Here is a 20304-nt window from a genome sequence, read left to right as displayed (position 1 = left end):
GGCGCTTCCCTCGGCAGGAGTGCGGGACGTCTTCCATGGGTGGGAGTGCCGGGCGCGGCGCTCAGGCCGTGTCCAGAACGGCCCCTCTGCGACCCGCGAACTCCAGGCAGCGGAGTGCGATCAGGGCCAGACACAGCAGCACCGCGGCCTTGCCCAGTTCCCAGCAGAGCAGGGTGGTCACATCGGGTGCCCCCGACAGTGCGCGGCGGGCCGCCTCCAGCCCGTGGGTCATGGGCATCACGGCGCTGACCGGCTGGAGCCAGCCCGGCAGTCGGTCCACGGGGACGTTCACGCCGCACAGCAGCAGCATCGAGTACAGCACCAGGTTGGCGAGCAGGGTGGCCTCCCGGGCGATGAGCCCGAACGCCCCCACGAGCAGGCCGCAACAGCTCGTCGACACGGCCGACAGGAGGACCGCGGCGATCAGCGGCGGCACGGCTCCGGCGGGCATCCGGACAGCGCCGGCGGCCGTGCTCACCACGAACAGTACGGTGGAGGTCAGGAAGCCCGTGGCCACGGCCGGCACGATCCGCCCCGCGAACATCACCGCGTTGCTGGCCGGTGTGGCCAGGACGGCGGAGAGGGTTCCTCCGGTGCGCTCGCCTTGAACGGACATGGCCGGCGCGAACAGTCCGGCCATCGCACAACCGTGCACGGCATTGCCCACGGCGTAGTACGCGACGGGGTGCGTGCCCAGATATCTGCCGAGGTGGACGAACCACAGCAGCTGGACCACCGGGACGCACAGGACCGTGGGGATGAAGGCCGAAGGCCGCACCCATCGGAACAGCGCCAGGTGCGAGCGCCAGCCAGCGACGAAGAAGAGGCGGAGGCTCACTGCAGGGACAGACTGCCGCGCGACCTGGCCAGCCATTCGAACCTCCTCAACAGGATCAGGGCGATGCCCGCGTAACAGGCGGAGAGCAGAAGGCACATGCCGACCGCCCGCAGGACGCCGTCGCCGTCACCGACCGCGGCGCCGACGACGGCCTTGACGCCCCAGGTGGGGGCGAGCAGCGCGGAGACGGCACGCGGTACGGCGGGCAGCAGCGTCACCGGGACGAAGAGGCCGCTGAGTATCCACACGGGGTACTCGAGGAGGTTGGCCAGCGACTGGGCGGTCGGGTACAGGATGAAACCCGAGGCGAGCAGCAGGCCCAGCATGCCGAGCGCGAGCACGGTGACCGGCACCGCGACGAGGAAGAGCACCGGATGGGCCAGGGTCAGGGGCGCCCCGAACAGCAGGGCGCTCCACACGACCGTGGCCGCGATCGAGTACACGCCCAGGGACGCGGTGGCGAGCGCGAAGGGCAGGATGAACAGGAACGACGTGCGCGGGGTGGCGATGAGCGGTTCGAGGACCTGGAGCTGACGCAGTCGGTTGATCGCTCCGCCGGACCCCAGGAGGGTGGTGGACCACATCCCCATGAGACCGGCGGTCAACGCGAGGGCGATCTCCGGCATCTGGCGGTGGGAGCCCTGGAACATGAAGTGGGCGGTGGAGGCGAAGACGATCGGGAGGACCGTCGCGACCAGCCAGTACAGCCTGTTGCGGGAGAGCTGACGCAGTTCGAGCCGCCAGGCGCGCGCCAGGTAGCGGGCGTCGGCCAGGGCACTCACGGACCGTCGGGGGGCCACCGGCCGTCCGGGGACCACCGCTCGTCGGCCGCTCGTCGGCCGGCGCGGGCGCACCGGCTCTCGGGCGCTCGGCGGCCGGCGCGGGCTCACTGGTCCTGGCCGGAGACGAGGCTGACATAGGCGTCTTCGAGGGTCGGCTCGCGCTTGGACACCCGCAGGACGGACACACCGTCCAGGGCGTCGAGCACCGCCGGCGTGAGTTCGGCGTCCTGGCTGCTGTGGACGTCGACGGTCTGCGTGCCGTCCTGTTCGGAGAGGCTCACCGACCGGACGCCGGGCAGTCCGCGGAGCCGGCCGAGGTGGTCGTCGCCGGCGCCCCGTACCTCCACCGAGAGCACCACATGGCAGTCCGTCCGCCGTTTGATGTCCGTCGGCCTGCCCTCGGCGATCTTGCGGCCGGAGCGCAACACCGCGACCCGGTCGCAGAGTTCCTCCGCCTCGAACATGTAGTGCGTCGTGAGCATGACCGTTCTGCCGTCGCGGACCCGCTCGCGGACCAGGGTGCGCAGTTCGCGGGCACCGACCGGGTCGATGCCGTTGCTCGGCTCGTCGAGGATGACGACGTCGGGGTCGTGGATCAGCCCGCGGGCGATGTGCAGTCGCTGTCGCATCCCGCGTGAGTACGTCTCCACCCGTTTGCGTTCGCTGCCGGCCAGGCCGACCATGTCGAGCAGTTCCGGCACCCGTCTCTTCTGCTCGCGGTACGGGATGCCGTAGAGGTCGGCGAAGAGCAGCAGGTTGTCCCGGCCGGACAGCCGGGGGTAGAGGCCCAGGTCCCCGCCCAGGATGACCCCGATGCGCCGGCGTACGAGCGCGGTGTCCTTGACGACGTCGTGGCCGAGGACCCTCGCGGTCCCGGAGGTCGGCAGCAGGGTCGTCATCAGCATCTTGGCCGTGGTGGTCTTGCCGGCGCCATTGGGTCCGAGGAGCCCGAATAACTCGCCGCGCGCCACGCACAGATCCAGGCGGTCCACGGAGCGTTTCACATGGCCGCCGGGCACGCGGAAGGCGCGGGTCAATTGGTCCAGCTGAATCGCGTGTTCCTGAGGAGAAGCCATCGTCCCTCCGTTCCTGTCGAAGCGCAGAAAATGACCACGCCGGGACGTTAGGCGAACGAACCCCGTTGATCAAGAGCATCTTGTTAATTGAGACAGCCGCAGGGCGATTTGGCACCCATGCCCCGGATTTCATGAACGCAATGTTTCGGGAAGCGTTTCATGAACGCAGTGTTTCCAGCTGTTGACAGTCGGCGAGAACCGCTGTTTAGATCCTCGACGGCTCAATTGATTGCGATTTTCGGGGAGGGCAGAATAGTGTCATCGCGCAAGGGGACACGGCAGGTACGGCGATTCCTCGTACTCGGGGACGCGGCCGTTCAATACCCCATCGCCCCCACGCGGGGGACACCGCTCGTCGTGGTGGAGCTCGCGCGGGAATCGAGCGGCGGCAGACAGGCACTGGCCTTCCTCCGCCCCTCCGACACGGCGGCCGCCGACGTCTCGCTGCTGGACCCCGACGGCCGCCTTTCCGCGGGACCGGAGGGACTTGCCGGCCTGGAGGCCTGGCAGGGCACCGGCCCCGATCCCCGCTTCGATGCGGCTCTGCGCTCCGGTGCCTCCGCGACGCTGGCGCCGCTCCTGCTGCTCCGCGTCGTCCAGCAGGACGACGGCTTCCTGACCGAGTTCCTGACCTGCGCCCGTACGCGCACCATCGGGGCCCTCTTCATGCGCACGGGCGCCCACCGCCACACGGAGGACGCGGACCTGGCGACGCTCGTCCGTACGGGACTGGCGGGCGATCCCGGTCTCCTGCGCGGCACCCGGGGCGAGCGCACGGTGCGGACCCAGCTGGAGAAGGGGATCGAGATCGAGCAGAAGATCGACCTGCTCGACGACGTCAGCCCCTGGGGGGTGACACGGCTGCTCTGGAGCGCCGTGGAGCGGGGAGAACTGCCAGGCTTCATCACCGACCCCGGATACGAGCTGACCCGGTGGTACTTCTACCAGTGGAACTTCGAAGGCGTTTCCCCCGACGGCGACACGGCCGGCCATTTCTCCTTCGGCCGGGCTCCCGACGGATCGTTCGTGCTGAAGCGCAAGCTCTTCTCCGAGGACCGCCTGCGGAGGGCCGAGCACCATGAGCGCGGCCTGGACCTCGCGTCCGACGGCCTGGCCGACTACCTTCACCGGACACATCCGGAGCTCCGGTTCCGACGGCTTCCCGACTTCGAGCGCACGCGGTTCGACGTCAATGTGTACTCGCTGGAGACCGGGCATTCGTACGGGATCGAGACCGACGAGGTCGTCCTCACCGACATCCCCGGAAAAACCCTGCGCCAGGTCGAGATCGAATATCTGGAATCGCATCTGGTGCACGGTCTCGACGCCTCGTCGGTCGAGTCGGAAACGGAGCTCCTCTCCTCACTGGTGGAGCAGACACTGGCCCGTCACGGCCTCGCGACCAGGCGCGGCTTCTATTCCAAGCTGTCCTTCCTGAAGGACGCCGTACAAGAACCGGTGGCGTGACCCGGAGAGCAACCACGCATCTCGGCCGGCGGCCACTTCCGAGCCCCGGAGACATCCGTACCCCAGCCCAAGGCCACGCCATGTCGTCAGCATTACCTCCCGCCGTCCCACCGGACCGGTGTCTCGTCGTCCTGGGCGCCAGCCCGGACATCGCCCGCACCGCCACCTCGCTCGGCTGCCGCGTCGTCTTCGTCCAGCAGCCCGGCTCGCCCGTCGAGCGGATCGTCGACGACCACGCCCACCACTACAGCGTCGATTTCACCGGCCCGGCCTTCCCCGACTTCGTCGACACGGTCCTGCGGCCGCTTCGCCCGGATGCCGTGGTGTCCGTCACCGAGTACGGACTGCGCCCGGCCGCCTTCGTCAATGAACGCCTCGGACTGCGAGGCACGCCCGCCCGCGTGGTGGAGCTCCTCTCGGACAAGGCGGCCACGCGCGAGCGGCTGCACGCGGCCGGGCACCCCACCGTCCGCTTCACGGAGGTCGAGGACGGGCGGCCGGCGGCGGAGACCATGCGCCGCTGGGACTCCCGGTCAGGAGTCGTGCTCAAACCGCGCCGGGGAACGGGGAGCCTGGGCGTGCTCCGGTTCACCGATCCCGCCGAGCTCGCCGCCGTGGGCCCGCTGCCGGGGTATCTGATGGAGGAGTTCATCGACGGCCCGGAGTTCAGCGCCGAGACGTTCTCCGTCGGCGGTGCGCACCAGCTCGTCGCCGTCACCGAGAAGCACACGTCGCCGTCCTTCGTCGAGCTGGCCCACGTCGTGCCCCCACGAGGCCTCGGCCCGCAGGACGTCGCCGTCGTGGCAGAGGAGGTGGGCGCGTTCCTCGACGCCGTGGGGCTGAGCGACGGGCCCGCCCACACCGAGTTCAAGTACGTCGACGGCCACGTCCGGGTCATCGAGTCGCACAACCGGGTCGGCGGGGACGGCATCGCCAACCTGGTACGGCTCGTCACCGGGATCAACCTGAAGAAGTGGAGCCTCGGCTGGGCCCTCGGCCTCACCCGCGACGACTGCCGCGTGGACCCGGAGGCCGCCGCCGCGGCCGTGGCCTTCCTCTCCGCGCCGCCCGGCACGGTCACCGACGCCCGCCTGCCCCTGGACCTTTCGGCCCGGCCGGGCGTGCTCTTCGCCCGACTCGACGTCGTACCGGGCGATGCCGTCGGCGCGACCGGCGGCTCCGGCGACCGGGTGGGCACCGTGGCGGCCACCGGCCCCGATGCCCACACGGCACTGTCCCGGGCGCAGCTGGCCGTCGAGGAGATGACCGTTGACATCCGCTGACCGCCCCTCGGAGCCCGCGAAGCCTTCGGTGCTCCTCATCAACCACCACCCCTACTCCTTCCTCCTGCGAGACGGCCGGTCCCGCCTGCCCGTCGACGAGGCCGACATCCATCTGCTCACCCGCAGCCGCGTCCACGGCGGCGTGACCGGTCTTGCCGGACACCCCCTGCCGCACGTGACGGTCTGTCCGCCGCTGCCGCAGGAGCAGTGGCGGGCGGTGAGCCGCTGGATCCTGCGCACCCATCCGGTGACCGCGGTCGCCGCCGTCCACGAGCGGGCGGTGCTGCTCGCGGCCGAGCTGCGGACCGAGTTCGGCCTGCCGGGCACCGGATACGAGACCGCGCTGCGCTTCCGCGACAAGGTCCTGATGAAGGAGGCGGTGCGCGCGGCGGGGACGGTCGAGGTCCCGGACTTCCGGCCGCTCGGCACGGCGGCGGACCTCGACCGCGTGGACTGGAGCACCGGCCGCAAGGTCATCAAGGCGCGCCGGGAACTGGGTGCCAAGGACGTCCACTTCGCCGGCACCCTGGAAGAGGCGCGCCGGATCACCTCCGGACTCGACCTCTCGGGCGACCGCTACGAGATCGAGGACTTCGTGGCGGGACGGATCTACCACTGCGACTCCGTCGTCCGCGACGGTCGCGTGGAGTTCCGCAGCGTCGGACGGTACCTCGCCAACCCCGCGGGATACGCCCCCGGCGGCGTCCTCGGCACCGTCCTCGTCACCCAGGGCGCGCTGGTGGGTCGCATCAGCGAGCTGAACGCCACCGTCCTCGCCGCGCTGGGGTTCGAGAACGGCACGACGCACCTGGAGCTGTTCCACACCCCCGACGACCGGCTCGTGTTCTGCGAGGTCGCGGCGCGCCCCCCGGGCGCGCTCGTGCCCCAGGTCCTCCAGGCCCAGTACGGATTCGACATCGTCGAGACCCACATCCGACTCGACGCCGGCCTCGGCCTCTCCCCCGGCACCTCGCTCCCCGCGGGGACGGAGAACAGCGGGACACACGGCTTCGTCTCCTTCTACCCCGGGTCCGCCGCGGCGCGCCCGATCGACTCCGGGCGCTTCGACGAGCTCGGCATCGTGGAGCACGTCCACCACGGGCACGCCGGAGACGGCCGCGGCGGTGTCCGGAACTCGACGGACTTCCTCGACTCCTATGTCGTCAAGGCCTCCGACGAGGAGACCTTCCACGGGCTCGTCGCCCGCATCCAGCACGCGTACCAAGGGTGAGGGACGCCCCCATGAGAGACACACGACGGCCTTCCCACCCGTCCCCCTGCAACAGAGAGAGGCCGCATGTCTGACTTCGACGTGATCGGTATCGGCGTCGGCCCGGCGAACCTGAGCCTGGCGGCGCTCGCCGATCCTCTGCCCGAGCTGCGCACCCGATTCCTGGACGCCAAACCGGAGTTCCGCTGGCACCCGGGGCTGATGCTGCCCGACTCCCAGTTGACGGTCACCGTCTTCAGGGATCTCGTCACCCTCGTGGACCCGAAGAGCAGATTCTCCTTCCTGAACTTCCTCGTCCAGGAGGGAAGGATCTTCCGCTTCCTGGAGGCCAACGGGATCAGCTGCTCCCGACGCGAGTTCGAGCAGTACTACCAGTGGGCCGCGGCCCAGCTCCCCTCGGTCGAGTGGGGCCGGCGGGTGGAGTCCGTGACCGCGTCGGACGACGGGTTCCGGGTCACATGGGCGGGCGGGGCCGGCTACACGGCACGGAGCCTCGTCCTCGGATCGGGGTCGGAGCCCCGTCTGCCCGCCTTCGCGCGGACCCACAAGGGACACCAGGTCATCCACAGCTCCGACCTGGCCAGGCTGACTCCGGAGTGGAAGGGTCGGCGCGTCCTCGTCGTCGGAGCCGGCCAGAGCGGTGCCGAGGTCGTCAACCACCTGCTGCGCGACGAGCACGGCCTGCCCGCGGAGCTGACGTGGATCTCCAGCAGGGCCGGGTTCCAGCCGCTGGACGACTCGCCGTTCACGAACGAATGGTTCTCCTCGAACTACGTCGAGTACTTCAGCCACCTGCCGGCCACGCGCCGCGAAGCACTGCTCGCGGAGCAGCGGAACGCCGGCGGCGACGGCATCACCGACACCCTGATGGCCACGCTCTACCAGCGCCTCTACCACCTGGACCACGTCCTGGCATCGCCCCTGCGCCACCGTCTCCTCACCAGCCGACGAGCCGTCGGCATGGAACGGGACGGCTCCCGGCTCGTGGTCGACCTGCACGACGCCGACCGGGAGACCGTCGAGCGCCTCCCCGTCGACCTGGTGATCTTCTGCACCGGGTACGACAGCCGGATCCCCGAGTACCTCAAGCCGCTCCAGGACCGGCTGTCCCTCACGGACGGCCGGCTCGACGTCCGGCCCGACTACTCCGTGGCCTTCGACGGGCCGCCTCATCTGAGCGTGTACGCCCAGAGCTTCGCGGAGCGCAGCCACGGCCTCAACGACAGCCTGCTGAGCCTCGCGGCGTGGCGCAGCGCTCGCATCATCAACTCCGTCACCGGACGCGAGGCGTACCGGGTCGAACACGGCGCCACCGCGGTGACCTGGAAGTAGACCCGGCGGCCGACACGACCGCCGTGGACGAATGAGGGGGATCATGAACACCGGCGACATCACCGCCGAAGCACTCTTCGAACGGTCGCGGGTCACACCGAGCGACGAACGCGTCTTTCTGCTGAAGGTCGCTCTGGCACTCCTCGTCACCGGACTCGGCGGCTTCCTCGCCCTGACCGGCACCTGGTGGAGTGCTTCGATCGGTGTCCTGCTGCTGACCGCGATGTACACGCACATGGTGGAGCTCCAGCACCAGTGCCTGCACCACTCCGCGTTCTCACGCAGCGCGCCCCACCGGCCGGTGGGATTCCTCCTCGGACTCCCGCTGCTGTCCGCGTACAGCCACTACCGGGTGCAGCACCTCCAGCACCACAAGTACCTGGGCACGCCCGACGACTCGGAGTTCTTCGGCTTCGACACGCGTGCACCTCTGACCTGGGGCAGTCTGCTGCGGGCCGCCTGCAGTCCCGGACGGCTCATCGGGGTCGGGCGGGACATGGCCGCCGGCTGCCGGGGAACCTGGACGTACACGACCGGGCAGATCGGCGAGCGGGCCCGACGCCACGTCATCGCGGAGTACCGTGCCTTCGCCGTGTTCGTCGCGGCCGCGCTGGTCCTGGCGTGCTGGGGGCACGGCACGACGGTCCTGCTCCTGTGGGTCGCCCCGCTTCTGCTGTCCCTCCCCGTGCACTTCCTGCTGGAGCTGCCGGAGCACGTGCTGTGCGACAGCGACAGTACGGACGTGCTGCGCAACACCCGTACGATCAGTGGAAGCTGGTTCAGCCGCTGGTTCACGAACGGCAACAACTTCCACGTGGAGCACCATGCCGCGATGACGGTCCCGATCAACCGCCTCCCGGCACGCCACCCGGTCGCCAGGGAACTGGCCGTCCACTCCGACACCAGCTACGCGGCCTTCTACCTGCGGGTCCTGCGGGTCATCCGCGAGGGGAGCCGGGGCGAGGCGGCGTAGTACCGGACGGGCCGCTGACGCATCCGGGGCGGCTTCGGCCGGGAACGGATCCGCCACTCGGCCCGGCGGTGGGGGGTGGGGCGGTCAGCGGGAGTGGACCCGCAGCAGGGTGTGGCCGGCGACGTCCTCGGTCACGCCCCAGAGGGTGGGGTGGGTGGTCAGGCGTGCGGCGAGGGTGTCGCGCAGGACCTCGGCGGCGCCCCAGGTTCCGTACAGCTTGCTCTCCGTGAGCACCACCGGCTTGAGGCCGGCGGTGAGGACCGCCTCCCACGTGGCCGCCGCGACTCCGGGGGTGTGGGGGCTGCGGAAGTCGTCGAGCGCGACCACCCCGTCCTCGGTCAGCAGCTCGCGGGCAGCGGTGATGTCGTCGCGGACGTGGTGGTACAGGTGCGAGGCGTCGATGTGCATGAAGCGGCAACTGCGGGCGGGCACATGGCCGGTGACCTCGGAGGAGGGCCCCTGGATCACGGTCGGCAGCCGACGGTGGAAGCGCAGGTAGTTGGCTTCGAACACCTGGCGGGTCAGGGTCGGGTAGTACACCCGCATCTCGGTGGCCGTGGAGTCGTCGGGCGCCTCGCCCGCGTCGAACAGGTCGCACACGGTGAACCGCTCGCCGTCTGCGGCGTGGTAGCCGATGACGATGGCGCTCTTGCCCTTGTAGACGCCGAGTTCCAGCAGGTCACCCTGCATGCCGTGGGCGGTCTGGTGTGTCAGGAGCCAGTCGAAGAGGAACCGGTCGGCGTCGAAGAACCATCCCTCGACCTCGTCGAGCCGGTCGCGTGTGAGCAGGGTCGGAGCGGTGTCCTGTGCGGTCATGACGGGTCCTCGTGTGTGTGCGTCGGCGGGGGCGTCCCCTGCCCGGCGGCCCCAGCCCATGGCCGGCGAGCCTCAGGACGGCCCGAGATTACGAGCCCTGCCGGCGCCCCGCCCGTACCGCTCCCCCGCCGCGCACAACGTCCACGCGATAGGCGTAATCCCGCCACGCCGTCAGAGGCTGTTCGGGGATCCTTCGGTTCGGCCCGCCCGGCACGACGTCGTGCCGGGCGATTGAGTGCGCCGCCCACGGCTGCCGCCCCGGCACTGAGCCGCGCCAAGGCTGGGTTCACGCGAGCGACGGCCACCGATCGGCAGCCCACTCCGGCCATCCCGGCCAACCAGCAGGCGGACCTCCCCTCCGATGCCCACCGAGTTCGGCGGCGTCGGGCTCCTCGAAGAGCGTCCTCCAGTGCACGAGATCCGCTTCGCTGATCGGGAAGGTCTGATCCGGGGTGGCCGACCGGCGATGGGCGATTCGGGCACGCTGGGTCTCGTGGTCCACCGGCATGTACACAAAGCGGCAGGAGGCCCCCACGGACTCCACCAACCAGCGGATCGCGGACCTCTCGTCACGGGACCAGCATCCGAAGTCCAGGACCACGTCGGTTCCGAGCCTGAGCGCCTCCAGACCGACCCAGAGCAGCCGGCCCTCCAGCACGTCGCGCTTCCCCTCCGCCTCCGGTTCGCCGAACAGCGGAATCATCCACTCGTCCGGCGTCAGCCGCAGGGCGCTGTGCTCCTCGGCGAGTTGCCGAGCTTTTGTGGTCTTGCCGGCCCCGGGCAGACCGATCGTCAGGAACAACGTGGTCACCTTCTGATCGTATTCGGGAAGCCCAGTCCAGCGGGTGCCCCCGTCAGGTCGGCTTTTACGGCTGGGTGCGTCGCTCGGCGGCGTCGAACGCGGGCGCGAGCGGGGCCAGTGCCGCGCGGAGCTGGTCGGGCAGTGAGCCGGAGGGCACGACGAGTCCTCCGGCGCCGAAACTCTCGGCGGCCTCTTCGTCGCCGGCCGGCCGGAGCCAGCCCTCCAGAGCGATGCGAACCGCCGCGGCCACGCTTGCCGCCAGAACGCGGGCCGTGTGCCCTCCGGTGTCACCCACTCGTTCGGCGATCACCGCCGTGAGCGGGGGCTCGATGTCGCCGGTGGCGTCGAGGAACGCGTCGCACAGCGCGGTCCGGCTGGTGATGAGCAGCAGCGCCTGCTGTTCGCGCTCGCCGGTGTTCGTGTACTGCTCGACCACCGCTTGGGTGACGGCGTCGGCCAGGCGTACTCCTGCGGGCCGGGCGGCGACCGCCGCCGCGATACGCGCGTCCCGGTCCGCGGTGACAGCGGAGACGATCGCCTGCTCGCGACTGGCGAAGTAGTTGTTGTAGGTACGGGGCGAGACCCCGGCGGCTTCGGCGATTTCCTCGACCCGCACCTGGTCCGGTCCGCGCTCCACAGCCAGGCGCAGGGCCGCCTCGCGAAGCGCCTCGCGTGTGGCCTGTTTCTTCCGCTCCCGCAGCCCTGGTCGTGGTGTCGTCACGACGCCAGCGTTCCACACAGGACTGCGCCCACGCAAAACTGCGTGCACGCAAATTTGCGTGCACGCAGTTTTCCTGTCAGTCTCGATCACCTGAGACCGGCAGAGAGGACGTCACCATGCGAGCAAGAGGAATGACCTACGACACCGGATTCGTCGTGAACGGCCACCTGTCCCGCGAACACTTCGACCCCCGGGTGGTCCGGCGCGAACTCGCCATCATCCGCGACGACCTTCACTGCAACGCGGTCCAGATCATCGGCGGCGACCCGGACCGATTGGAGCTGGCCGCCGGTGCCGCCGCCGAGCTCGGCCTGGAGGTCTGGTTCTCGCCCTACCCGCTGGAGCTGGATCCGGAGCAGATCCTCACGCTCTTCCGCGACTGCGCCGAGCGAGCGGAACGACTCCGGCAGCAGGGAGCCACGGTCGTGTTCGTCGCAGGAGTCGAGCTGAGCGTGATGAACCGCGGGTTCCTGCGCGGAGAGAGCCCCGAGGAACGGGTCGAGCAACTGATGGGCCGGCCCGAGCGGCGGCCCGAAGCGATGCGCGAGCTCGGCGTGCGCATCAACGCATTCCTCCGCGACGCCGCAGCCACGATCCGCGAGCGATTCCAGGGCAGACTCACCTACGCAGCCATCCAGTTCGAGCAGGTCGACTGGACTCCCTTCGACGTGGTGACGTTCGAGCTGATCCGCTCCGCCGAGGTCGCCGACCGGTTCCGGGACGCCGTACGCACCCTCGCTCAAGGCCCGAAGCCGCTCGCCGTCACCGGGTTCGGCACCGCGGCCTACCGCGGTGCGGGCGACCGCGGCGGACGGGTGCTGGAAGTGGTCGAGCACGACCCGGAGACCAAGGCCCCGGTACGGCTGAACGGCATGTACGAGCGCGACGAGGCCGGCCAGGCCGCCTATCTGAGCGAACTGCTGGAGATCTTCGAGACCGAGGGCGTGGACAGCGCGTTCGTGTTCCTGTTCGCCCTGCCCGGCTACCCTCACCGCCCGGACGGCGACCCCAGGGACGACTTGGACCGGGCCGGCCTGGGCATCGTCAAACTCCTCGAAGGGCGCCGGGGGCAGACCTACCCCGACATGGACTGGGAACCCAAGGCCGCCTTCACGGCAGTGGCGCAGCGGTACCGGAGGTGACGGGCCCGCCGCGCGGGGACCACGGCTCCCCACGGGCAGCGCCGTCACGCCGCGAGTCGGCTGGTTCGCCGGCGACAGATCATACGAGTTCGGTGTGACCGGGACGCCAGGACGTGGAGCGGGCTCGAAGCCAAGCCGCGGCGGCCGAGAGTGCTCTCGGCCGGTCCGCGCGCCGATCGATTCCACCGCCGGGGTCCACCGCGCCCATCGGCCGCCGTCAGCGCAGGTCGAGCAGCATCACGTCATAGCGGTCCGCGCCCGTCCCCCAGGGCTTCGTCTCGCCGATCTTGCGGTAGCCCCAGGACCGGTAGGCGGCACAGGCCGCTTCGCCGCCCGGGTGGACGTTCAACAGCACCCGCTCGGCCACGACGCCGTCGAGGAGCGTCTCGTGCAGGCGCCGTGCGATGCCGGACCCCCGCCACGGTTCGCGCACGGCGAGTTCCATCAGCCCGAAGGTGCGGTGCCCGTCCTCCCGTCGCATGTCGTCGGGCACCGGCTCGGCCAGTTCGTCCCACCACCGGGTGTCGGGGGCGAGCGGGTGGCCGTACGCCATGCCCACCGGTTCGCCGTCCTGCGTACGGGCCAGGGCGGCACGGAAGGCGCGCCTGCCGGCCTGGGCGGGGAATCGGCGGAAGGCCGCTGCGACGCCGTCCTCGGTCTCCTCGTAGGGAGGCTCGGCGAACACTTCGGCATAGATCAGCTTGAACGCCTCCAGGGCATGCACCGCGGTCGATCCGTCCATCCGCTCCATGGCGATGGTCCCCTGCGCTGTCATGTGCTGCCCCCTCTGACGTGCCGAAACCCCGTGATCTTACCGAGGCCGCCGAGCCCCCCGACGCGCGGACGGCGTCAACCGCGGGCTGGCTCATGGGAATTCCGCGACGGCGAAGGCACGACAAGAGCGGCGGCGAGTTCGCGCCACTCTCGTTCCGGCAGCGCCGTCGGATCGGCGGTCAGTACCTGCACGCAGACGTGGTCGGCTCCCGCGTCGAGGTGCTCCTGCACCCGGCGGCGGATCGCCTCCGTGTCGCCGTACGCGACGATCGCATCCACCAGCCGGCGGCTCGGGCCGCCCGTGATGTCCTCGTCACCGAAGCCGAGCCTTCGGACGTTCGCCTGCTGGTGCGGCGCCATGGCGACGTATCCGGCGACGTGTTCCGTGGCCACTTCCCGGGCCCGGCCGAGGTCGGTGTCCAGGACGACGGCCTGCTCGACCCCGAGGAAGGCGTCCGGTCCCATGATCGTCCGGGCTTGCGAGGTGTGCTCGACGGGCACGAAGTAGGGGTGCGCGCCCCAGGTGCGTTCGGCGGCCAGGTGGAGCATCTTCGGGCCGAGGGCGGCCAGTACGCGGCGGGGGGCGGGTTCCGGTACGGGGCCGTGGGCGGGGGTGGCGTCCATGGCGTCGAGGTAGGCGCGCATCGTGGCGACCGCCCTGCCCCGGGCCGGGACGGGGTAGCCGTCCACCAGGTGCACGGTGTCGTCGACGCGGTGCCCGCCCAGGCCGAGCAGGTAGCGTCCGGGGAAGGCCTCACCGAGCGTGCGGGTCGCGTTGGCCGTGGCGATCGGGTCCCGGAAGGCGATGTTGGCGATGCCGGACGCGACGGTGATCCGACGGGTCGCCGACAGCAGTAACCACGCCTGGCCCACCGTGTCACGACCGAAGGCCTCCCCGTACCAGATCGCCCCGTAGCCCAACTCCTCCAGCTCCGCGGCCGATTCACGTACGCGGCCGGCGGGTTGTCCCTCATAGGCGAAGGTCCAGATCCCGACACGGCCGAGCCCGGTCCGTGCGTCGTCAGTCATCCGTACTCCTCAGAAGCTATCCGGAGACGGTCTCCGGTTTTGCGTCGGCTAGAATACGGAGAACCTCTCCGGTTTTCCATCCCGGGAGCCGACCGAAGGGCGGGACGATGACGAACAGGCAGGGGCGCACCCCGGCCGAGGCCCCGCGACGCACGGACGCCCGCCTCAATCGGGAACGTCTGGTGGCGGCGGCGCGAGAGGTGTTCGCCGAGGCCGGGCCCGGCGCGTCCCTCAACGAGATCGCCCGCCGGGCGGGGGTGGGGCCCGGCACCTTGTACCGCCACTTCCCGCACCGCTCGGCCCTGCTGACCGCGGTACTCGGAGACCGGATCGAGACACTGGGCGCGCACGCGGAACGGCTGCTCGCTTCGGAGAACGCCGACGACGCCCTGGCCGAATGGCTACGGGCCTTCCTCACCCATGCCCGCGTGAACCAGGGCATGGGCAGCGCCCTGCTGATGGAGTCAGCCGGTCAGCTGGGGTTCGACTGCCACCGACGCATCCAGGACATGGCGGCCGGCCTGCTCTCCCGGGCCCAACAGCACGGAACGGCTCGCGTCGACCTGACCGCCGACGACCTCCTCCAACTCGTCGTCGGGATCGCGCTGTCCACGGCCCGCAGCGAGCGGAGCGGGCAGCCCGAGCTCCTGCTCGATCTGGTGCTGGACGCCGTGCACGGAGCACCGCGCCGGGGGAAGTGACTCCGGCCCTGGCCGCTTTCGCCAGGGCGCGGGCGGCGCTTCAATTCGCTTGCGAACACCCAGGTCAGGTGGGGCAGGATGCTCCCATGAGCGGAGACGGGGACAGCAGCGTGGCCGAGGTCGTCGAGCGTGAGTTGCAGTTGTTGAGTCCGGCCGGGCGGTCGTCCAGGGCCTTGGCGGAGCAACTCCTCGATCCGGAGTTCACGGAGGTGGGTGCGTCAGGGCGGAGCTGGGATCGCCAGTCGATGCTCTCGGCCCTGCCGGTCATGGAGGGCGCGGCCGACGACGGCCCGCGGTACGTACCTTCGGAGATGACCGGCACCGTGCTGGCGCCGGGGATCGTGCACCTGACCTTCGAGACCCTGCTCGACGGCCGGCGGGACCGGAGGAGTTCGATCTGGCGGAAGCTGGACGACGAGACCGGATGGCGGATGTTCTACCACCAGGCCACGCCCGTGCCGGACGCGTGAGGGCCGGCATGGACGCGCGCTTCCTCGGTATCGCCGATCTGACCGAAACCCCGTCCGTGGCGGTCGTCGTCGACGTCATGCGTGCCTACACCGTCGCTGCCTGGGCCTTCGCCCGGGGCGCGGAGAAGATCGTTCTCGCCGAGTCGCTGGACGGTGCTCTGGCGCTCAAGGCTCGCCATCCGGAGTGGGTGGCGCTCAAGGACGGTCCGCCCGCGGCCGGGTTCGACATGGTCAACTCGCCGGGCATGCTGCGGTCGGTCGACCTTGCCGGGCGGACGGTGGTGCAGAAGACCACGGCAGGCACGGTCGGTGCCCTCGCGGTCAAGGACGCGGAGCTGGTGCTGTGCGCCGGCTTCGTGGTGGCGGAGGCGACGGCCCGGCTCCTGCGGGCACGTGAGAGTGACCGTGTCACCTTCGTCGTCACCGGCGAGGACGGCAAGGCCGATGAGGATCTGGCCTGCGCGCAGTACATCGCCGGGAGGGCTTCCGGGGCCGGGACGGATGCTGCCCCCTTCCTCCGCCGCGCTGCCGAGTCGCGCGCCGCCGCCGAGTTGGCGCAGGGCGTGCGTCGGGGAGTGCACTCCGATGACGTCGCCCTCTGTCTTGAGCTCGACCGGTTCCCCTTCGCCATGGTGGCGGCCTCGGAAGACTCCCTCATGGTCCTGCGCCCCTATCCGGTGTCTCCGCCCGCCGAGGAGGATCACGTCCGGTCGCCGTGAGGCATGCCGGGCGTCACTGCGTCCGGGGTCTAGTCGATCTGCCTTGCGCGCGCAGGGCGGGCAGCCGGGCCCGGTCCTCAGGTCGCGCCAGGCCCTCGCCCAGCGCCGGCAGCGAAAGGAGCTGCACCGGCCGGCCGGCCGTGGCCGCGGCCTCCCGCTTGTGGTGGCCGTCGAGGAGGAAGTGCGTCAGGCCCCAGTGCCGGTAGGGGGCGTCCGGCGCGCCGGTGGCGGGTTCGCACACGTCGGCAGGCCCCAGAACTCGTCGAGCCCCCCACGTGGCCACCTGCTCGCCGCTGAAGCACCACCACGCCCGGGTACCGGCGGCGACCTGTTCGGCGCAGCCCCGGTCGCCCCCGGGGCCGTCCCGCCGGAGGGTGGTTCTGAGGACCGCCCGCCGCCCCGTCCCCGCGCCCGCCCGAGCCCCCTGAGGACGCCGCCGATGCACCGCTACCCGCCGATCGCCGACCACGGGCTCATCGGAGACCTGCAGACGTGCGCGCTGGTCTCCGCCGAGGGCGTGGTGGACTGGTTCTGTTCGCCGCGCTTCGACTCGCCGAGCATCTTCGGCCGCCTGCTCGACCACGAGCGCGGCGGCCACTTCTCGATCACCGTCGACACGCCGGGGACGACGGTGCGCCAGCTCTACCTGGCCGACAGCGCGGTTCTGCTCACCCGCTTCCTCACCCCTGACGGGGTCGGCGAGGTGGCCGACTTCATGCCGCTGGCCGCCGACCCGACCGTACCGACCGACCGGCACACCCTGGTCCGGGTGCTGCGGGTGGTGCGCGGCACGGTGCGCTTCGCGCTGGAGTGCCGGCCGCGGTTCGACTACGGCCGGGAAGCGCACGAACTGGTCGTCGACGGCGCCACCGCGCGCTTCTCCGGCGCCACGGCCGGCGTGCACCTCCAGCTCCTCGGGCCCGTCGCCCTGCGGCGCGACGGCGAGGACGTCCTGGCCGAGGTGGAGCTGGCCGCCGGTCAACGCGCCGCCGCCGTGCTCACCCTGGACGGCCCCGGAGCCGCGCCGCCCGAGCCGGCGGACGAGGTGGGTCTGCGGGCCGCCTTCGACGCGGTCCGAGCGTTCTGGCACGAATGGATCAGCCGCTGCAGCTACCGAGGCCGCTGGCAGCAGCAGGTCAACCGCTCGGCGATCACGCTGAAGCTGCTCACCTACGCCCCGTCCGGCGCTCCGGTGGCCGCCGCCACCATGGGCCTGCCGGAGCAGGTCGGCGGCGAACGGAACTGGGACTACCGCTACACCTGGATCCGGGACGCCTCCCTGTCGGTGCGCGCCATGGTCGACCTGGGCTTCACCGAGGAAGCCGACGCCTTCCGCCGGTGGCTCGGCGCCCGGGTCCGGGACGGTGGCACGGTCAGCGGCGAGCCGTTGCAGATCATGTACCGGGTGGACGGGGATCCGCATCTGAGCGAGGAGGTGCTCGGCCATCTGGAGGGCTGGCGCGGCTCCGCCCCGGTCCGCGCCGGCAACGGCGCCGCCGACCAGCTCCAGCTCGACATCTACGGCGAGGCCGTCTTCGCGTTCGCGCAGGCGCGCGACCTGGCCCAGCTCGCCGGTTACGACGGCTGGCTGCGCTTCGCCGCCACCGTGGACTGGCTGTGCGAGCACTGGGACCGCCCGGACGAGGGGATCTGGGAGACCCGAGGCGGCCGCCAGGACTTCACCTACAGCCGGCTGATGTGCTGGGTGGCCTTCGACCGTGCCGTACGGATGGCCGTCGAACTCAGCCGGCCCGCCGACCTGCGGCGCTGGACGGCCGCGCGGGACGCGGTGCTGCACCAGGTCATGGAGCGAGGGTGGTCCACCGAGCGGCAGGCCTTCGTCCAGCACTACGGCAGCGAGGTACTGGACGCCTCGCTGCTGCTGATGCCGGTCACCGGCTTCATCGCACCGCGCGACCCGCGCTGGCTGTCCACGCTGGACGCGATGGACCGCGAACTGGTCTCCGACAGCCTGGTCTACCGGTACGACCCGGCCGCCTCCCCCGACGGACTGCGCGGCTCCGAGGGCACCTTCTCGCTGTGCAGCTTCCTGTACGTGGACGCGCTCGCGCGCGCGGGCCGCGTCGAGCAGGCCCGTTACGCCTTCGACAAGATGCTCACGTACGCCAACCACGTCGGGCTCTTCGCCGAGGAGATCGGTCCGACGGGCGAGCAACTGGGCAACTTCCCCCAGGCCTTCACGCACCTCGCGCTCATCACCGCCGCGATGACCCTGGACCGGGCCCTGGACCGCTGAGCCGCTGAGCCGCTGAGCCGCTGCCAAGGGTCCGGTCGGGAGCCGTCGGGGGTCAGGCGACGAGGAGGCGGAGGCCGAGTTCGGCCGCGTCGAGGCCGACGAGGTCGGGGTTGCGCTCGGCCCAGCGGCCTGAGGACGGGTCCTCGCGGAGCCTGTTCACCGCCCGCCGCTCGGCCTGCGGCCCGACTCTGGTCCATACGGACACCGCGCGGCGCACATGCTCCTCCAGGTACGCCTCGGGCCGCCGCCAGTACGCCTCGAAGAAGCCGTCCGCGCAGTCCCAGGGGATGAGCACCGGCTCCATGCGGGCCCCGATCGCGTCGGCCAACCGGTCCACCGAGGGCCGGCCGGCGACCAGGCCCGCGACCTCCGGCAGGTAGTCGCGGGTCAGCCAGAACCGGTCCCGCCAGCCGGGCTCACTGGCGTCGTGCGTGAACACCACCACCCGCCGGGCGACTCGCCGCAACTCGCGCAGTCCGGCGATCGGGTCCTGCCAGTGATGCACCGTGCTGAACGCCATCGCCGCGTCGAAGGACTGGTCGTCGAACGGCAGGCTCTCCGCCGTGGCCGCCACGCACGGCGCCGCGCCCGCCGGTCGCTGCGCCCGCATGACCGCCGACGGCTCCACCGCGGTCACGTCGCGGTCCGGGGGTTCATAGGAGCCGGTGCCCGCGCCCACGTTCAGTACCGTCCGCGCGTCCCCGAGCGCCTCCCAGACCTTCGCGGCGATCCGTGGCTCGGTACGTCGCGTCGCCGGGTACGCGGAGCCGATGGCCTCGTACAACTGCGCTCCGAACACCTTCAATTGCTCCTCCGGTTTCGTCGTGATCCCCATGGCGCGTGCCTCCAGTTCCCTGTCTATGGCGTTCACCATGGCGGCGGCACGGTCGCGCTGGTCGACCAGCAGGCCGCGCAGCCGGTGCAGGTGCGCGACGGCGTCGGTGGTCGGGTCGTCGACGAGATCCGCGATCTCGCGCAGCCCGAAACCCAGCCGTCTGTAGCCGAGCACCTCCCGCAGGCGCTCGACGTCGGCCGCCGCGTAGGCCCGGTATCCGGCCGAGGTCCGCGCGGACGGCTGCACGAGGCCGATCTCGTCGTAGTGATGCAGGGTGCGGACACTCACGTCGGCCAGCTCGGCGACGCGTCCCACGGTCAGGTGTTCTTCCACGCCCCTGACGATGCGGCATGACGTCACGTGAGGGTCAAGCGCGTTCGGTCCGGGTGCGGCACACGGAGCCACCCCCGCCGAAGGTCGGCGGGGGTGGCTCCGGTGTGGGTGGGCGACGCTCTCCGGTCGTCAGTCCCACTGCTGGTCGGCGAGGGACTCGACCGGCTGGGGCTTGCCGATCACGGCGAGGGCGATGAAGAAGTTGATCTGGCCGATCGCGATGGTCAGCGTGGCCAGCGCCTTCTCGTCGTAATGCCGCGCCGCCTCCGCGTACACCTCGTCGGTGACGCGCTCACGACCGTGCGGCGCGGGCCGCAGGGTCGCCTCCACCAGCGCGAGCGCCGCCCGCTCGGCGGGAGTGAAGTACGGAGCGTCCTGCCAGGAGGCGACCGCGGTGATCCGCTCCTCCGACTCCCCCGCCTTCCGCAGGAAGCTCGTGTTCAGGACCGTCAGGTAGGTGTTGTGCACGATCTGCCCCGCGCGCAGATGCACCAGGCTGATCGTCGTACGCGGAACGGACCGGTTTCCCGTGGCCCGGAACAAGGCGGCGCTGACATCGGCCAGCTCGGGCACGAACTCGCCCGGGTTCGGCATGCGGGAGATCGAAGCAGAAGCGTTGTTCGACATGGCGGGGTTCTCCGTATTCCGGTTCGTCGGTCTCACCGGCGCGCTCGCCGGCGTCTGCACAGCACTGACGGAGCGGCGGACGGGAATGTGACAGGC

The 20304-nt window shown here is 70.9% G+C and carries 21 protein-coding genes; 11 read left to right on the top strand and 10 right to left on the bottom strand.

Annotation, left to right across the window (positions count from 1 at the left end):
- Positions 1-61: 61 nt before the first annotated feature.
- The 3 genes from AB5J54_RS40110 to AB5J54_RS40100 all read right to left on the bottom strand — a co-directional run bounded on the left by AB5J54_RS40110 (position 62) and on the right by AB5J54_RS40100 (position 2696).
- On the bottom strand, positions 62-838 hold the full coding sequence (locus tag AB5J54_RS40110) for an ABC transporter permease (protein WP_369148943.1): 777 nt from the start codon (positions 836-838) through the stop codon (positions 62-64).
- Positions 835-1620 (bottom strand): ABC transporter permease, encoded by a 786-nt coding sequence (locus tag AB5J54_RS40105; protein ID WP_369148942.1) that lies wholly within the window; start codon positions 1618-1620, stop codon positions 835-837. The genes AB5J54_RS40110 and AB5J54_RS40105 overlap by 4 nt, the downstream gene beginning before the upstream one ends.
- A 104-nt stretch (positions 1621-1724) precedes the next feature.
- A complete protein-coding gene (locus AB5J54_RS40100; protein ID WP_369148941.1) occupies positions 1725-2696 on the bottom strand; it encodes an ATP-binding cassette domain-containing protein in 972 nt (323 codons plus the stop codon).
- 357 nt (positions 2697-3053) lie between these two features.
- Here AB5J54_RS40100 and AB5J54_RS40095 point away from each other — a divergent pair, with 357 nt between their 5' ends.
- The 5 genes from AB5J54_RS40095 (at position 3054) to AB5J54_RS40075 (ending at position 8982) form a co-directional block, all read left to right on the top strand.
- Positions 3054-4163, top strand: a complete 1110-nt coding sequence (locus AB5J54_RS40095) for a hypothetical protein (protein ID WP_369148940.1) — start codon at positions 3054-3056, stop codon at positions 4161-4163.
- A gap of 80 nt (positions 4164-4243) precedes the next feature.
- A complete protein-coding gene (locus AB5J54_RS40090) occupies positions 4244-5446 on the top strand; it encodes an ATP-grasp domain-containing protein (RefSeq protein ID WP_369148939.1) in 1203 nt (400 codons plus the stop codon).
- On the top strand, positions 5433-6677 hold the full coding sequence (locus AB5J54_RS40085; protein ID WP_369148938.1) for an acetyl-CoA carboxylase biotin carboxylase subunit family protein: 1245 nt from the start codon (positions 5433-5435) through the stop codon (positions 6675-6677). The genes AB5J54_RS40090 and AB5J54_RS40085 overlap by 14 nt, the downstream gene beginning before the upstream one ends.
- 66 nt (positions 6678-6743) lie before the next feature.
- Positions 6744-8009 carry a lysine N(6)-hydroxylase/L-ornithine N(5)-oxygenase family protein gene (locus AB5J54_RS40080; protein ID WP_369148937.1) on the top strand — a complete coding sequence of 422 codons (1266 nt, stop codon included), beginning with the start codon at positions 6744-6746 and terminating at the stop codon, positions 8007-8009.
- 43 nt (positions 8010-8052) lie between these two features.
- Positions 8053-8982, top strand: coding sequence for a fatty acid desaturase (locus tag AB5J54_RS40075; RefSeq protein ID WP_369148936.1), 930 nt, complete (start codon positions 8053-8055; stop codon positions 8980-8982).
- An 84-nt stretch (positions 8983-9066) separates the two neighbouring features.
- Here AB5J54_RS40075 and AB5J54_RS40070 read toward each other — a convergent pair whose 3' ends face one another.
- From AB5J54_RS40070 to AB5J54_RS40060, 3 genes are all read right to left on the bottom strand, one after another.
- A complete protein-coding gene (locus AB5J54_RS40070; RefSeq protein WP_369148935.1) occupies positions 9067-9798 on the bottom strand; it encodes a class I SAM-dependent methyltransferase in 732 nt (243 codons plus the stop codon).
- 286 nt (positions 9799-10084) lie between these two features.
- On the bottom strand, positions 10085-10609 hold the full coding sequence (locus AB5J54_RS40065; RefSeq protein ID WP_369148934.1) for an AAA family ATPase: 525 nt from the start codon (positions 10607-10609) through the stop codon (positions 10085-10087).
- A gap of 55 nt (positions 10610-10664) precedes the next feature.
- Positions 10665-11321 carry a TetR/AcrR family transcriptional regulator gene (locus AB5J54_RS40060; protein ID WP_369148933.1) on the bottom strand — a complete coding sequence of 219 codons (657 nt, stop codon included), beginning with the start codon at positions 11319-11321 and terminating at the stop codon, positions 10665-10667.
- A gap of 131 nt (positions 11322-11452) precedes the next feature.
- Here AB5J54_RS40060 and AB5J54_RS40055 point away from each other — a divergent pair, with 131 nt between their 5' ends.
- A complete protein-coding gene (locus tag AB5J54_RS40055; RefSeq protein ID WP_369149612.1) occupies positions 11453-12463 on the top strand; it encodes a hypothetical protein in 1011 nt (336 codons plus the stop codon).
- Between the two features lie 217 nt (positions 12464-12680).
- Here AB5J54_RS40055 and AB5J54_RS40050 read toward each other — a convergent pair whose 3' ends face one another.
- Together AB5J54_RS40050 and AB5J54_RS40045 are read right to left on the bottom strand one after the other, a co-directional pair.
- On the bottom strand, positions 12681-13238 hold the full coding sequence (locus AB5J54_RS40050) for a GNAT family N-acetyltransferase (RefSeq protein WP_369148932.1): 558 nt from the start codon (positions 13236-13238) through the stop codon (positions 12681-12683).
- Positions 13239-13312: 74 nt separating this feature from the next.
- The gene (locus AB5J54_RS40045; RefSeq protein ID WP_369148931.1) at positions 13313-14266 is read right to left on the bottom strand and encodes a TIGR03620 family F420-dependent LLM class oxidoreductase; all 954 of its coding nucleotides are present in this window, start codon (positions 14264-14266) and stop codon (positions 13313-13315) included.
- 107 nt (positions 14267-14373) lie between these two features.
- Between AB5J54_RS40045 and AB5J54_RS40040 the strand changes: the two genes are divergently transcribed.
- From AB5J54_RS40040 to AB5J54_RS40025, 4 genes are all read left to right on the top strand, one after another.
- Complete coding sequence (locus tag AB5J54_RS40040) at positions 14374-14967, top strand: TetR/AcrR family transcriptional regulator (protein ID WP_369148930.1); 594 nt, start codon at positions 14374-14376, stop codon at positions 14965-14967.
- Between the two features lie 86 nt (positions 14968-15053).
- Positions 15054-15437, top strand: a complete 384-nt coding sequence (locus tag AB5J54_RS40035; protein ID WP_369148929.1) for a DUF4440 domain-containing protein — start codon at positions 15054-15056, stop codon at positions 15435-15437.
- A gap of 8 nt (positions 15438-15445) precedes the next feature.
- The gene (locus AB5J54_RS40030; RefSeq protein WP_369148928.1) at positions 15446-16156 is read left to right on the top strand and encodes a 2-phosphosulfolactate phosphatase; all 711 of its coding nucleotides are present in this window, start codon (positions 15446-15448) and stop codon (positions 16154-16156) included.
- 439 nt (positions 16157-16595) lie between these two features.
- Positions 16596-18413, top strand: a complete 1818-nt coding sequence (locus AB5J54_RS40025) for a glycoside hydrolase family 15 protein (protein ID WP_369148927.1) — start codon at positions 16596-16598, stop codon at positions 18411-18413.
- Positions 18414-18465: 52 nt separating this feature from the next.
- Here AB5J54_RS40025 and AB5J54_RS40020 read toward each other — a convergent pair whose 3' ends face one another.
- Both AB5J54_RS40020 and AB5J54_RS40015 read right to left on the bottom strand, forming a co-directional pair.
- Positions 18466-19581 (bottom strand): MerR family DNA-binding transcriptional regulator, encoded by a 1116-nt coding sequence (locus AB5J54_RS40020; protein WP_369148926.1) that lies wholly within the window; start codon positions 19579-19581, stop codon positions 18466-18468.
- A gap of 129 nt (positions 19582-19710) precedes the next feature.
- Positions 19711-20175, bottom strand: coding sequence for a carboxymuconolactone decarboxylase family protein (locus AB5J54_RS40015; RefSeq protein WP_369148925.1), 465 nt, complete (start codon positions 20173-20175; stop codon positions 19711-19713).
- Here AB5J54_RS40015 and AB5J54_RS40010 point away from each other — a divergent pair.
- Positions 20174-20299 carry a hypothetical protein gene (locus AB5J54_RS40010; protein ID WP_369148924.1) on the top strand — a complete coding sequence of 42 codons (126 nt, stop codon included), beginning with the start codon at positions 20174-20176 and terminating at the stop codon, positions 20297-20299. The genes AB5J54_RS40015 and AB5J54_RS40010 overlap by 2 nt on opposite strands.
- Positions 20300-20304: the final 5 nt, after the last annotated feature.

Source organism: Streptomyces sp. R44, from assembly GCF_041053105.1.
Lineage (GTDB): Bacteria > Actinomycetota > Actinomycetes > Streptomycetales > Streptomycetaceae > Streptomyces.
Note: the sequence above shows the minus strand (reverse complement) of the source record. Positions and strands in the feature narration are given on the sequence as shown.